Genomic DNA, 13,427 nt, shown 5'->3' on the forward strand with positions numbered 1-13,427 from the left:
TCGTAAAGGCCGCGAAACATGTATCGTCCGCCACGATGCGCATCGACATCCTCACACTCTTCCCCGAGATCGCGCTCGCTCCTCTCAGCGACTCGATCATCCGGCGCGCGCGAGACGCAAGACTGGTGGAAATCCATGGCCACAACCTCCGCGACTGGTCGGAGGACAAGCACCGCCGCGTGGACGACTCACCCTGCGGCGGCGGGCCCGGGATGGTCTTGCAGCCCGGCCCCTTGCACGCGGCGATCACGGAGCTGAAAAAGGAAAACACCCGCGTGATCCTGATGACCCCGCAGGGCGCTCCGCTGAAACAGGCGCGTGTCCGGGAACTTTCCTCGGAAAGCCATCTCCTCATCGTCTGCGGGCATTACGAGGGCATCGACCACCGCATCACCGAGACCCTCATCGACGAGGAAATTTCCATCGGCGATTACGTGCTCACCAACGGAGCCATCGCCGCCGCCGTGCTCTGCGACGCGGTCATCCGCCTGCTGCCCGGCGCGCTCGGCGATGCGGAATCCGCCGCCGTGGAATCGTTTTCCGAGCCGAACCTGCTGGAGGCTCCGTGCTACACCCGCCCCGTGGATTTCATGGGGATGAAAGTCCCGGATGTCCTGCTTTCCGGAAACCACGCGAAGATCGAGGCATGGCGCAACGAACAGGCTCTCCGGCGCTCTCTCGAAAACCGTCCTGACCTGAACCCATGAAATCCGCTATTCTCCTCCTTTTCCTTATCGCAACAGCTCGGGCGAAAACCCTGAAAATCGAGGCCGGCCTTCATGACCGCGCCAACACGGTCGTGACCGTTCCCGCCCCCGATGATGTGCCGGAAAACCCCGGGCTGAAACCGGCGGACGGGAAAATCCTGCCGCTCCAGCTTTCCGATGATGGCACGGCGACCTTCATCCTGCCGGAACTCGCGGCGGGGAAAACGGCGGAGTTCGCGCTCGTGTCCATGGGGGAACCCGCGCCGGACACGGCGCTGGCGGAGGAAAAGGGCACCGACATCGCGCTCGGCGTGGGCAAGCGTCCGGTGGCGGATTTCGTGGGGAAACGGACGGAGCTGCCGCGCGCCGACATCCCGCCGATCTACCTTCGCGGCGGCTACCTGCATCCGCTGCGGACACCTACGGGAAACGTAGTAACCGACGACTACCCCTCGAACCACATCCACCATCACGGCATCTGGACGGCATGGACGAGCACGGTTTTCCAAGGCAGGAAGCCTGATTTCTGGAACATGGGCAAGGGCAGGGGGAAGGTGGATTGCAAGGAGATCGGCTTTTCCTGGTCCGGGCCGGTGCATGCCGGGCTCGAGGCGGAGAACGAATACACCGACCTGACAACCGGAGCGCCGGTCGTCGCGCTCAACGAGAGCTGGACGGTGAAAGCCTACGCCGTTTCGGAAAAGTTTCACCTGCTGGAGCTTGTCTTCGTCCACCGCACGGCGGGCGATGACGGCCTGAAGCTGCCGGAATTCCACTACGGCGGCCTCGGGATCCGCGGCGCGGCGGCTTGGGACGGGCTTGGAAACGCGGAGTTCCTCACCTCGGAAGGCGTCACCGACCGAGACGAGGCGAACGGCAAGCCCGCCCGCTGGGTCGCGATGTCGGGAGCGGTGGACGGGGCAAAAGCGGGCATCGCCATTCTCGGCCATCCGGGAAATTTTCGCGCCCCCCAGCCGATCCGCATCCATCCCACCGAGCCGTTCATTTCCTTCGCCCCGCAAATGGCGGGAGACATGGAGATCGCCCACGACAAGGCCTACCGCTCCGCATACCGCTTCGTCACGTTCGATGGCGCGCCCGACAAACAGCTACTGGGCCGTATCTGGAACGACTACGCCGAGCCGCCGACTGCGGCGTGGGAGTGAGCCCGTTTCCCGAGATCATCCAGCGCCGCCATGAAGGCGTCATAGGCCGCCTGCGGGCTGCGGTAGGGGGAGAAGTAGCTCGTCACCTGGCCGTCGCTGCCGCCCTTGGTGGACATCCAGTAAAGATGGTCCGATGACTGGAGCGCGCCCCATGCGGCGATGAGCTTCGGGTCGCCGCCGCTCATCACCGGCGTTTCGAGCGAGCGGATCTTTGCGAGCGCCTCCTTCTGCATCGCGTTGCCCGCCCATGCGGAGAGGTCGCGCTCGGCATCGGCCCACGAGGTGGCGAGCGGGCAATCGTATTCGCGTATCGCCGGGTAGATCGCCACGGCCTCGGCGGGCGTGACCCATTGGGAGCCGGACTCGATCAGGATCTCCGGCACTTTCCGCCAGAACTCATAGATGCCCTGCTCCTTCTTCTGGTGCTCGCCGATCGATTCGTAATCCATGAAAAGGTTCACCAGATCCCCCGGCGACTGGCCGATCCATGCGGTGAATTTTTCCCATGTCAGGGGGAATCCGGACCATGAGCGGTCGGAGAAACGGAAGGCGAGATCGTCTGAGAGGGTGTGGTTGCGCATCAGGGTCTTGATGCGGGCGGTGTCCGGCGCGCGGTAGAGGAAATTGGGGGAGATGCCCTGCGTGAAGGCGGGCGTGCCCTCCGCGATCACACCCTCGAAGCCGAGCGTTTCCGCCCGCGCGGCGATCGCGTTGTCATAGATCAGTTCCGAGTTCCGGAACACCTTCGGGCGCACGGAGAAGCACTCCTCCATGAGATCGAGGTGCATGTCGGATTGGCGCTGGAATTCCTTTTCCGAATAGAGGAAGGCGAGCGAGTGATGGTACGTTTCCGCGAGCAGTTCCACCCCGCCGGTGGCGACGAGCTCCTGGAACGACTCGAGCACATCCGGGCGGTATTTCCGGAACTGCTCGATCACCGTGCCGGTGAGCGAGAGCGCCATGCGGAACAGGCCGTGGCTTTCCCCGATGCGCTTGCGGAACATCTCGTTGGCCGGAAGGTAGCAGCTGTCGGCCACGCGGTTCAGGATCTCGCGGTTGAGCTTCTCGTCGAGGCGGTGCGGCTGGTGCACCTGGAAATAAAGGCAGACGTCGGGCATGGGTTGGTGGGAGGATAAAGCCCCTTTGCGGAAATTGCCAGCAATCCACAGGCCAAACTCGCAGAGCCGCCGCGGCCAAAGGATCGCTTGCCCGTTCCCGGCCATCCGCTACGCTTCGCCCACCCCATGAACCGTAGAAATCCCCTTTGCCTGAGCGCAAGCCTTCTTGCCTTCGCCATCCTGCCCCTCGCCGCAGAAGTGATCCCGGTAGACCTGCCCGCCCCAGACGGCAAGCCGGGCACCAAGGACAAGCCGGTCAAGGTTTTCATCCTGTCCGGCCAGTCGAACATGCTCGGCTTCGGCAAAGTGGAGGGCTCCGCCCCGCTCTACGACAGCCTTTTCCTCTCCGCCGACCCTTCGGTGAAAGCCTGCAAGATGCCCGTCGATAACTCCGCGCTCATGCCCCACGGCATCTACCTTTCCGACGCTGCGGATGCGGAGAAGGGAGCCAGATATTTCATCCGCTCCGGGGAGGAAATCCACAAGGACGGCAAAGTCGCCCTCGGAACCGTTTCCGAAAAGCTCCCCGTCACCGCAGCCGGCCAATCGCTCGTCGTGAAGGCCTTCATCGACGTGCCATACGACGGGATCTACGAGCTCCACGCCGGGATGGGCCAGGCCTGCACGATCGGCCTTGACGGCAAGGAGGTGAAGGGCGGGGTCGCACTGAAGGCAGGCACCCGCTACCCGCTGGACATCGCCTACCCGCAGGGTGGTGGCTCCGCCGCGTTCTGGATGGAGAAAACCGACATGCAAGGCATGGGCGACCTCCGCTGGGCCATCGAGAAGCTCGGCCGCTTCCCCTACCTGCTCGATGAGAAGGGCGGGTGGACGGTCCGCAACGACGTGATGCTCAACGACGCCTATATGGGCAAGGGCAGCAGCGCACCGCTCAGCGCACCCGCCTGCGGGCCGACCTTCGGCCCGGAGCTGGGCTTCGGCTACGTGATGGGAACCTATCTCGACGAGCCGGTCATCGTCATGAAGGCGGACATCGGCAACCGCAGCCTCGGCTGGGACATCCTCCCGCCGGACAGCGAAAGCTACACCTTCGAGGGCAAGCGGTATCCCGGATACGGGGAAACGGTCGATGCGGACGGGAACATCACGAAGCCAGGCCCGAACGATTGGTATGCGGGCAAGCAGTACGACGATTACACCGCCGCCGTCCGCGCAGTGCTAGACAACTTCGGCGAGCGCTATCCCGAATACAGGGAGCAGGGCTTCGAGGTCGCCGGCTTCGCCTGGTGGCAGGGCCACAAGGACGGCCCGAACCCGGCGCACAACGCCCGCTACGAAACCAACCTCGCCAACCTCATCAAGGCATGGCGCAAGGAATTCAACGCACCCAACGCAAAATGGGCCATCGCCACGGTCGGCTTCCACGGAAAGGATATGCCGGAGCACTATGTGAGGATCGCGGAGGCGCAGCTCGCCGTCGCCGATCCCAAGAAGCATCCGGAATTCGCCGGCAACGTGGCGACCATCGACACCCGCCCCTTCTGGCGCGGACCGGAGGTTTCCCCGAAGAACCAGGACTATCACTACAACCACAACGGCGAGACCTACATGCTCACCGGCGATGCGCTCGGCCGCGCGATGGTAGGGCTGATGGGAGGAAAGGCGCAATCCCCTCCCGCCACAGCGGACAAGCCGATCGCTGCGGTGCCGTTCATGCAGCCGCCCTCCGCAGAGGAAGCTGCGGCAATGGCCTCAGCCCTCAGCCCCATCATGCTGAACAGGACCATCCCCGATTATGTCGCCAAGTCCGCGGCGATACCGGCCCACCAGCGCAGGGGGATGTTGCTCGACAACATCGCTTCCAACACGCCGCCCACCGACAAGAAAAGCCTCGAGTCCCTCGGCAGCCAGCTTGACCAGGTCATTGCCTACTACAACACCGCCGGAATCCACGACTATGATTGGAAGCCTTTCGTTCCCCAGATGCAGAAGGCGGAATGGAATTACCTCAGCTTCGATCCCCAGGAAAAGGTCACGAAAGACGCCAAGGGCAACCTCCCCGACATGTATCGCGAGGTCACCCTTCCCGCCGGATCGGAGAACTGGTTCGCGGCGGATTTCGATCCCGCACAGGCCGGCTGGAAAACCGGAAAGGCTCCCTTCGGCCAGAACAACGGCGAGCAGAAAGCCCTGCGCGAGAACTGCGGCGTGGCACACTGCGGCTGCGACATCGCGCCGGCCACAAAGTGGGATAACGAGGTCCTGCTGATCCGCCAGACCTTCGATATCCCCGATTTCAAGGAAGGCCACCGCTACCGCATCATCGTCGGCGGAGGCGGCCACGCTTGGGCCGGCGAGGGCTTCGCGCTCTACCTCAACGGCAAGCTGTTGACCGAGGTCAAAGCCGCCTATTACAAGGGCGGCGGCGCAGCCCGCGGCGCCTACGTCTTCGAGGACGTCATCCCGGAGTTCGGGGACGGCAAGGCCACCCTTGCGGTCAAAGCTTTCCTGCGCCAAACCGGCCACCGTGGCAAGCCCGGCCCGCCGAACGGGCATCTCAGCGTGTGGATGCAGGAGGCGAAGCTCCCGCCCGCGGTACTGGAAATGGCCGCGAAGCCGACCGAGTGAAGCTCAATGGCCGAGCTTGAGCTTTTTCAGCTTCGGCTCGACCACATACTGGCAGTAGCTGTTGCGGGTCTTGTTCTGGAAATAGTAATCCTGGTGGTATTTCTCCGCGGGGAAAAACTCCGCCGCCGCCGTGATCTCGGTGACGATGGGCTTGTCGAAATTCCCCTGCGCTGCTGACCTCGAGGCCTCGGCGAGTTTCCTCTGATCCTCGTTGTGGAAAAAGATCGCCGAGCGGTACTGGGTGCCGATGTCGTTGCCCTGCCGGTTGAGTTGGGTCGGGTCGTGAAGGTCCCAGAACCATGCCAGCACCCGCTCCAAGGGGATTGCTTTCGGATCGAAGACGACCTGCACGACTTCCGCATGGCCCGTCCTGCCGGTGCAGATGTCCTCGTAGGTGGGGTCCACGGTTTCCCCGCCCATGTATCCGGAAACGGCGGCATGGATCCCATCAAGCTGGTTGTAGGCGGCCTCGACACACCAGAAACATCCGGCGCCGAGGGTGATCGTTTCCGCGCCCTCGGGGACGCTTGGTTTGTCGGCGGGTGATTTTTCATCGGGCTCCATACCGGGATCGTAAACTGGATATCCTGCGGCACAAGAGGACGCATCCGGGATTTCCGTGTTGCGGAGGATCCCCATCGGCGGTTTCATGAAGAATGCAAGAAACCCGCCCCGAACACGATTCCATGGGCGAGCTCGCCATCCCGGCCGATGCGCTTTACGGAGCGTCCACCCAGCGTGCGGTGGGGAATTTCCCCATCTCTGGGGAAACGGTGAGCCCGGCGCTGATCCATGCCTACGGCCTGATCAAGGAGGCCTCCGCTCTTGCGAACGCGAAGCTCGGCGTGCTGCCGCAGGAACTCGCGGAGCCCATCGCTGCCGCCGCCCGCGAGGTTGCGGAGGGGAAACATGTCGCGCATTTCCCCGTCGATGTGTATCAGACCGGCTCCGGCACCTCTACGAACATGAACGTGAACGAGGTCATCGCCACCCTTTGCCGCCAAGGCGGGCACGAAGCCCATCCCAACGACCACGTCAACCTCGGGCAATCCTCCAACGACACCTTTCCCACCGCCATCCACATCGCCGTTTGCACGGAACTCCGCGACACCCTTATCCCGGCGCTGGGGGGACTGGAAAAATCCCTTTCCCAGAAGGCGGAGGCATTTCACCACGTCCTCAAGATCGGCCGCACGCACCTGATGGACGCGGTGCCGATGCGACTGGGCCAGGAGTTTTCCGGCTACGCGAAACAGGCGGAGCGCGGGGTGGGCCGCTGCCACAAGGCGATTGAGGCGCTGCTGGAAATTCCGCTCGGCGGCACCGCGATCGGCACCGGCCTGAACCGCCATCCGGATTTTCCGGAAACGGCCATCGCCTTCCTCAAGGACCGCACCGCCTTCCCATTCCAGCGCGCCGAAAACCCCTTCGAAGCCCAGGCCGCACGCGACGCGCTGGTCGAGGCACACGGCCAGCTCAATGCCATCGCGACCTCGCTGTTCAAGATCGCCAACGACATCCGCCTCCTCGGCTCCGGGCCGCGCTGTGCGATAGGCGAGATCAGCCTCCCCGCCGTCCAGCCCGGTTCCTCGATCATGCCGGGAAAGGTGAATCCCGTGCTCTGCGAGGCGCTGACCATGGTCTGCGCGAGGGTTTTCGGAAACCAGACGACCGTGACTTTCTGCGGCGCAAACGGCCAGTTCGAGCTCAACGCCTTCATGCCGCTGCTTGGCCAGTGCGTGCTGGAATCCATCCGCCTGCTCTCGAACGCCTCCAACGCCTTCGCGGAGAAATGCGTCGGTGGCATCACCGCGAACGAAGCCCGCTGCGAGGAACTCATCGAGCTCTCGCTTTCCATGGTCACCTCCCTGGTCCCCCTCATCGGCTACGACAAGGCTGCCGCTATCGCCAAGGAATCCGTGAAAACCGGAAAAACCATCCGCGAGCTATGCGAGGAAAAAATTCCCGAGCTCGGCATTTCCATGGGACAGCTCAGCCAAGCCCTCGGGCCCGCGACGATGGCCGGAGAGTGAAACTCCTTGGTCTGCGGCACAAAAGAATCCCCCCGGATCGCTCCGGAGGGATTTTTGGGGAAACTGACAGTGATCAGCCCGCGAAGTTCGCGGCGACGACGTCCCAGTTCACCACGTTCCAGAACGCGTCGATGTAGGCGGGGCGCTTGTTCTGGTAATGGAGGTAGTAGGCGTGCTCCCACACGTCGAGGCCGAGGATAGGGGTGCTGCCGCAACCGCCGAAGTCAGGCCCCATGGTCGGGTTGTCCTGGTTGGCTGAGGAGCAGACGGCGAGGGTGCCGTCGGATTTCTTGCAGAGCCATGCCCAGCCGGAGCCGAAACGGGTCATGCCGGCCTTGGCGAAGGCTTCCTTGAACGCGTCGAAGGAACCGAAGGCCGAGTCGATGCTCGCCGCGAGGTCGCCGGAAGGTGCGGATGCGCCGCCGGGGGCGATGACTTTCCAGAAGAACGAGTGGTTCCAGTGGCCGCCCCCATTGTTGCGGACCGCAGCGCGGATGTCATCGGGGACGGAGGCGAGGTCGGAAACGAGCTCGCAGATGGATTTCGCCTCAAGCTCTGCGTTGCCTGCGATGGCATTGTTCAGGTTGGTGACGTATGCCTGGTGGTGCCTGTCATGGTGGATTTCCATCGTCAGTGCGTCGATGTGGGGCTCGAGGGCGTCGAAGGAGTAGCCGAGATCTGGTAATGTGTGTGCCATGGTAATAAATGGTTGTTTGTCTGGTTGCTTTTGCCGCGGCAGGATGGGAAAGAACTTTTCCGCCGCACAAGTAACAACAACGCCAGCAACCCCGCGCCCGCAAGAAGAAATCAGCCATGCCCCCGGAACTCGAACCCTACATCCCGCTCATCATCACCGCCGTCGCTTCTCTTTTCGTCGGTTGGCTGATCACATGGCTGGCCGCGTCCGGAGCGAAATCCGCGCTGCTTGAGCGCCTAAAGGGCGAGGAACGCCGGATCGCCGAAGCCGAAGCCCGCCTCGCCAACGCGGAGGCGGAGAGCGAGCGCAACGAGGCCGAAGCACAGACTTTCCGCAACCAGCTCACGGAAATGACCGCACGCCTTGATGCCGAGCGCAAGGCTGCCGAGGAAAGACAAGCCCTGCTTTCCCGCGCCGAAGCGAAGCTCTCCGACACCTTCAAGGCGCTTTCGGCCGACGCGCTCAAGGGCGCCTCCGAGCAATTCCTCCACCTTGCGAAATCCACCCTCGCCTCCCAGACCGAGGAGGCCAAGGGCGAGATCGAGAAACGCAAGACCGCCATCGAATCGCTGGTGAAACCCGTGGCGGAATCCCTCGGGAAATTCGAGCTGCGCATCGGCGAGATCGAGAAACTCCGCGAGGGTGCGTATTCGGAGCTCAAAGAACAGGTCCGCGCCCTCGGCGAGGGACAGCTGGGCCTCCAGAAGGAGACCGCCTCGCTCGTCAAAGCCCTGCGCCAGCCCACCGGCCGCGGCCAGTGGGGCGAGATGCAGCTCCGCCGAGTCGTCGAGCTCGCCGGGATGCAGGAGCATTGCGATTTCACCCTCCAGACCAACACCACCACCGATGAGGGCAAGCGCCTCCGCCCGGACATGGTCGTCAAACTGCCTGGCGGGAAAACCATCGTCGTCGATTCCAAGACGCCGATGGACGCCTACCTCAACGCCCTTGAAGCCACCGATGACACCACACGTGCCAATTTCCTCAACGGCCACGCCAAGCAGGTCCGCGACCACATCCAGCAACTTTCCTCCAAGAAATACACCGACCAGTTCGAGGACACCCCGGAGTTCACCGTGCTGTTCCTGCCCAGCGAATCCTTCTTCTCCGCCGCCCTCCACTCCGATCCCGGCCTCATCGAGCGCGGGGTCGACCACGGTGTCATCCTCGCCACCCCCACCACCCTCATCGCCCTGCTCAAAGCCGTCGCCTACGGCTGGAGGCAGGAAGCCCTCGCCCTAAACGCCAAGGAAATCTCCGCCCTCGGACGCACCATGCACGAGCGCCTCGGAAAACTCGCCGAGCATTTTTCCAAACTCGGCAACTCACTCAACTCCGCCGTCGATCACTACAACCGCGCCATCGGCTCCTACGAGACCCGCGTCATGTCCACCGCCCGGAAATTCGAGGAACTCAAAGCCGCGCCGGAGAACGCAACCCTCCCCGACATCGAAAAGATCGACCGCACCACCCGTCCCCTCCTGGCCAATCCGGAAATCGACATCGAGGCCAAGGACGACTTCGCCTTCGTCCCCGAAAAGGACACCGCCTCAAAGAAAGCGGCGAACGATCTGCGGAGCGCGTTCGGGGATCTCTGAGAAAGCGCACGCCCGGGATTCCCTCCCCCATGGCCAAACACATGGAAATGGAATCATCCGGGATGCCGAAATCTCCCGGTCAGCCAGCTTGACGCGTGCCACTTCGCAAATCATACTGGGCTCCCAAAGCGCTGGTCGAAGACCCGCCACAGACACTCAACGACCCCAAGCAACGCCATGAAAACCAAGCTCCTCCTTAGCCTGCCGCTCGTCGGCTGTCTCGCTATCGTCTCCTGCTACCCCATTCCGGATGGGCCGCGCAAGCCGCAACGCCCCGCTGCTGATGCGACGGTGACCAGCCAGGACCAGCAGAAAATCCAGGATCAGCGCGACCGCATGAAGCTGGCCGAGGAGAAGAAGCAGGCCGAGGCCGATGCCATCAAGGAAAAGCCGGCCACAGGCTCCACCACGACGACCGACAAGCCAAAGGCCGACAAGCCTAAGGGCGAATACGCCTTCGCCACCCCGGTTCCCGGCAAGGAAGGTTTCGTCTTCAGCCCTTACAACAACAAGCTCGTTGACGTCAGGGACATCCCAAGCGGCACCCTTGTCCAGGATCCGACCTATCCGGCCGCAGAGAAGAAGTATTTCCGCGTGCCCTGAGCCCGCACCCCAAAGGCAGACCTTCGATTGAAAAAACGGCCGGGTCCAACCCCTTGGATCCGGTCTTTTTTATGAGCACATCCTTCCAACGAATCGGCATCCTTGGTGGCGGCCTGCTGGGCGGCTCCATCGCCCTCGCCCTCCGGGAAAAGGCCGACGTGCGCCTGTGGTTCAGAAAACCGGAGGCGGCGCTATCCTCCGGCCTCGGTTTCGCCACCGGTGATCTCGCCCAGGCCGTGGCGGGATGCGATCTGCTCATCCTCGCCGTCCCTGTCGGCGCCATGCCCGCCCTGCTTTCCGCAGCCCTCGGGGCCGGGCTCCCCACATCATGCCTCATCACTGATGTCGGATCGGTCAAAAAATCCGTGCATGACTCGCTCTCCGCGGTGTTCGCAAAAGGCGGGAACCCCTTCATCGGCAGCCATCCATGGCCCGGCTCCGAGCGCAACGGCCTCGCCGCCGCACGGCCCGATCTTTTCGAGAACGCCGCCTGCCTGCTGACCAATGATTCCGGAGCGGGTCCAGCCCCATGCGCCGCCCTGGAGTCCTTTTGGGAATCGCTAGGCTGCCGCACGAAATGGCTAGGGGCCCTGGAACACGACGAGCTTGTCGCCCGCATCAGCCATCTCCCGCATATCGTGGCGGCCGCCGCGGCGAAGGTCGCCCTCGCCGACAGCTCCGCTGGCACCTTCGGAGGCGGCGGCCTGCGTGACACCACCCGCGTTGCCTCCGGCAATCCGGTGATGTGGGCGGAAATCCTCACCGAGAACCGCACGGCTGTCATCCCGGCGGTCAAGGAAACCATCGCGGGGCTGCGTGAAATCCTTGCCACGCTCGAAAAGCCCGACCAAGAACTTGCGCAGCAATGGCTCGCCGAGGCCAAGGCGCTCCGAGACACCCTGAGATAGATTTTTCCCAGAAAGCATCCATGTCCACCCTCCGCGTCAAAGCCATCTCCTCCCTCCATGCCGAGTTCAGCGTGCCGGGCGACAAAAGCATCTCCCACCGCGCCGCCATCCTCGGCGGGCTCTCCAACGGCACCTGCGAGATCTCCAATTTCCTCCCCAGCGAGGACTGCCTCAACACCCTCAAAGCCATGCGCGCCCTCGGCGCGAAATTCGATATCCTGGAGAAACTCGAGGGCTACGGCCCGACCAAGCTGCGCATCCACGGCCGCTCCATGAAACTCACCGCCCCCGAGTCACCCATCGACTGCGGGAACTCCGGCACCGGCATGCGCCTGCTTGCCGGCATGCTTGCCGGGCAGGATTTCATCTCCGAGCTCTTCGGGGACGCCTCCCTCTCCTCCCGCCCCATGGGCCGCATCACCGTGCCGCTCGCCGAGATGGGGGCGAAGCTCGAAACCCTCGGCGAGAAGCCCGGCTGCGCCCCCCTCAGAATCCATGGCAGCAAGCTCAAACCCATCACCTACGAGATGCCCGTCGCCTCCGCCCAGGTGAAAAGCGCGGTGCTGCTGGCAGGCCTGTTCGCGGAAGGCACCACCTCCGTGATCCAGCCCGCCGCCACACGCGATCACACCGAGCGCATGTTCGCCGCCTTCCGCATCTCCTGCCGCACCGTCGGGAACAAGATCACCATGCCCGGCGGCCAGATGCCGGAATCCTGCGATTTCACGGTGCCCGGCGACATCTCCTCCGCCGCCTTCTGGCTCGTCGCCGCCGCCGCGATGGACGGCTCGCGCCTGCTCATCAAGGACGTCGGCCTGAACCCAACCCGCACCGCCATCCTCAAAGTCCTCTCCCGCATGGGCGCGCACATGACCGAAACGCTCCACAGCATGGACGGCGAGCCCATCGGCAACATCGAGATCCATGGCGCACCCCTCACCGGAACCACCTTGCTGCCGGAGGAAATCCCCAACCTCATCGACGAGATCCCCGTCATCGCCGTCGCCGCCGCGCTTGCGAATGGATCAACCCACATCCGCAACGCCCGCGAGCTGCGCGTCAAGGAAACCGACCGCATCACCACCACCGTGGAGAACCTGCGGAAAATGGGAGTCGATGTGGAGGAGTTTGAGGACGGCATGATCGTCCACGGGGCCAAGCGGCTCAAGGGTGCGGAGATCGAGTCCCACGGCGACCACCGCATTGCCATGGCATTCTCCATCGCGGGTCTTTTCGCCAGGGGCGAGACAGTCATCCACGGCACCGACTGCATCAACACCTCCTATCCCGGATTCGCCCACCACCTGGATGCGATCCGCAACGAGCGCAGGGCCGCCGCCGATTTCATCCTGCCCACAACCGAACCATGACCTACCACGCCATCGCCATCGACGGCCCCGCCGCCTCCGGGAAAAGCACGCTTGCCCGGGCGCTGGCGGAAAAGCTCGGGCTGGTGATGGTGAACTCCGGTGCGATGTACCGCGCGGTCACCTGGAAGATCCTTTCGGAAAACATCGACCCGAAGGACTCGGCGGCGGTTACTGCCAGCCTCGGCCACATGGAGATCGAGTGCGGCCGCGATGGCTCTCTCTCGACCATACGTATCAACGGCGAAGACCCGACGCCTTTCCTCCGCGATCCGGCGATCAACGCGAACGTCTCCACGGTCTCCGCGATCCCGCAGGTGCGCGAGAGACTCGTCGCCCTGCAGCGGGATTACCTCAAGCGCACCCATGTCGTCATGGAAGGCCGCGACATCGGCTCGGTGGTCTTCCCGGACACTCCGTTCAAGATCTACATCGATGCGGAACCATCGGTCCGGAACAGCCGACGCTCCGATGACGGCGAGGTGGACTCCGTGGAAAAGCGCGACGCGGCGGACAGCTCCCGCACCACCGCGCCGCTCAAGGTGGCGGATGGGGCGGTGCTGCTGGATACCTCCGATCTCAGCGTCGGGGGGGTGCTGGATGCAGCGGTTGCGATACTCGGCAGCCAGGGCTTCCCGCTT

Annotated in this window: 11 protein-coding genes and 1 pseudogene; 9 read left to right on the plus strand and 3 right to left on the minus strand. The window is 63.6% G+C overall.

What is annotated here, in order from left to right; all coding sequences use genetic code 11:
* The first annotated feature begins 35 nt into the window (after positions 1 to 35).
* Together trmD and HZ994_10885 are read left to right on the plus strand one after the other, a co-directional pair.
* Positions 36 to 707: a tRNA (guanosine(37)-N1)-methyltransferase TrmD gene (trmD, locus tag HZ994_10880; protein QTN32814.1), complete on the plus strand. Its 672-nt coding sequence runs from the start codon at positions 36 to 38 to the stop codon at positions 705 to 707.
* Entirely contained in the window at positions 704 to 1,873 is a 1,170-nt protein-coding gene (locus HZ994_10885; GenBank protein QTN32815.1) for a PmoA family protein, read from the plus strand. The genes trmD and HZ994_10885 overlap by 4 nt, the downstream gene beginning before the upstream one ends.
* Here the strand turns inward: HZ994_10885 and HZ994_10890 are convergent.
* Positions 1,840 to 2,991 (minus strand): alpha-amylase, encoded by a 1,152-nt coding sequence (locus tag HZ994_10890; GenBank protein QTN32816.1) that lies wholly within the window; start codon positions 2,989 to 2,991, stop codon positions 1,840 to 1,842. The two genes, HZ994_10885 and HZ994_10890, sit on opposite strands and share 34 nt — an antisense overlap.
* A gap of 126 nt (positions 2,992 to 3,117) precedes the next feature.
* Here HZ994_10890 and HZ994_10895 point away from each other — a divergent pair, with 126 nt between their 5' ends.
* On the plus strand, positions 3,118 to 5,580 hold the full coding sequence (locus tag HZ994_10895; GenBank protein ID QTN32817.1) for a hypothetical protein: 2,463 nt from the start codon (positions 3,118 to 3,120) through the stop codon (positions 5,578 to 5,580).
* A 3-nt stretch (positions 5,581 to 5,583) separates the two neighbouring features.
* On the opposite strand, the gene msrA is transcribed toward HZ994_10895, so the two are convergent.
* A complete protein-coding gene (msrA, locus tag HZ994_10900) occupies positions 5,584 to 6,144 on the minus strand; it encodes a peptide-methionine (S)-S-oxide reductase MsrA (GenBank protein ID QTN34374.1) in 561 nt (186 codons plus the stop codon).
* A 92-nt stretch (positions 6,145 to 6,236) separates the two neighbouring features.
* On the opposite strand from msrA, the gene HZ994_10905 reads away from it, so the two are divergent.
* Complete coding sequence (locus tag HZ994_10905; GenBank protein QTN32818.1) at positions 6,237 to 7,613, plus strand: class II fumarate hydratase; 1,377 nt, start codon at positions 6,237 to 6,239, stop codon at positions 7,611 to 7,613.
* Positions 7,614 to 7,686: 73 nt separating this feature from the next.
* On the opposite strand, the gene HZ994_10910 is transcribed toward HZ994_10905, so the two are convergent.
* Complete coding sequence (locus HZ994_10910; protein ID QTN32819.1) at positions 7,687 to 8,310, minus strand: superoxide dismutase; 624 nt, start codon at positions 8,308 to 8,310, stop codon at positions 7,687 to 7,689.
* Positions 8,311 to 8,426: 116 nt separating this feature from the next.
* On the opposite strand from HZ994_10910, the gene rmuC reads away from it, so the two are divergent.
* The 5 genes and pseudogenes from rmuC to cmk all read left to right on the plus strand — a co-directional run bounded on the left by rmuC (position 8,427) and on the right by cmk (position 13,424).
* Positions 8,427 to 9,908: a DNA recombination protein RmuC gene (gene rmuC / locus HZ994_10915; GenBank protein ID QTN32820.1), complete on the plus strand. Its 1,482-nt coding sequence runs from the start codon at positions 8,427 to 8,429 to the stop codon at positions 9,906 to 9,908.
* 177 nt (positions 9,909 to 10,085) lie between these two features.
* Complete coding sequence (locus HZ994_10920; GenBank protein ID QTN32821.1) at positions 10,086 to 10,511, plus strand: hypothetical protein; 426 nt, start codon at positions 10,086 to 10,088, stop codon at positions 10,509 to 10,511.
* A gap of 71 nt (positions 10,512 to 10,582) precedes the next feature.
* On the plus strand, positions 10,583 to 11,419 hold the full coding sequence (locus HZ994_10925) for a prephenate dehydrogenase/arogenate dehydrogenase family protein (GenBank protein ID QTN32822.1): 837 nt from the start codon (positions 10,583 to 10,585) through the stop codon (positions 11,417 to 11,419).
* Between the two features lie 20 nt (positions 11,420 to 11,439).
* The gene (gene aroA, locus HZ994_10930) at positions 11,440 to 12,789 is read left to right on the plus strand and encodes a 3-phosphoshikimate 1-carboxyvinyltransferase (GenBank protein QTN32823.1); all 1,350 of its coding nucleotides are present in this window, start codon (positions 11,440 to 11,442) and stop codon (positions 12,787 to 12,789) included.
* Positions 12,786 to 13,424: pseudogene (cmk, locus tag HZ994_10935) on the plus strand ((d)CMP kinase). Before aroA ends, cmk begins: the two are co-directional and overlap by 4 nt.
* Positions 13,425 to 13,427: the final 3 nt, after the last annotated feature.

This window comes from Akkermansiaceae bacterium (assembly GCA_017798145.1).
In the GTDB taxonomy this organism is placed as follows: domain Bacteria; phylum Verrucomicrobiota; class Verrucomicrobiia; order Verrucomicrobiales; family Akkermansiaceae; genus Luteolibacter.

Coding starts and splice junctions, on each gene's coding strand:
- trmD (QTN32814.1), top strand. CDS start 36: ATGCGCATCGACATCCTCACACTCTTCCCCGAGATCGCGCTCGCTCCT.
- HZ994_10885 (QTN32815.1), top strand. CDS start 704: ATGAAATCCGCTATTCTCCTCCTTTTCCTTATCGCAACAGCTCGGGCG.
- HZ994_10890 (QTN32816.1), bottom strand. CDS start 2,991: ATGCCCGACGTCTGCCTTTATTTCCAGGTGCACCAGCCGCACCGCCTC.
- HZ994_10895 (QTN32817.1), top strand. CDS start 3,118: ATGAACCGTAGAAATCCCCTTTGCCTGAGCGCAAGCCTTCTTGCCTTC.
- msrA (QTN34374.1), bottom strand. CDS start 6,144: ATGGAGCCCGATGAAAAATCACCCGCCGACAAACCAAGCGTCCCCGAG.
- HZ994_10905 (QTN32818.1), top strand. CDS start 6,237: ATGCAAGAAACCCGCCCCGAACACGATTCCATGGGCGAGCTCGCCATC.
- HZ994_10910 (QTN32819.1), bottom strand. CDS start 8,310: ATGGCACACACATTACCAGATCTCGGCTACTCCTTCGACGCCCTCGAG.
- rmuC (QTN32820.1), top strand. CDS start 8,427: ATGCCCCCGGAACTCGAACCCTACATCCCGCTCATCATCACCGCCGTC.
- HZ994_10920 (QTN32821.1), top strand. CDS start 10,086: ATGAAAACCAAGCTCCTCCTTAGCCTGCCGCTCGTCGGCTGTCTCGCT.
- HZ994_10925 (QTN32822.1), top strand. CDS start 10,583: ATGAGCACATCCTTCCAACGAATCGGCATCCTTGGTGGCGGCCTGCTG.
- aroA (QTN32823.1), top strand. CDS start 11,440: ATGTCCACCCTCCGCGTCAAAGCCATCTCCTCCCTCCATGCCGAGTTC.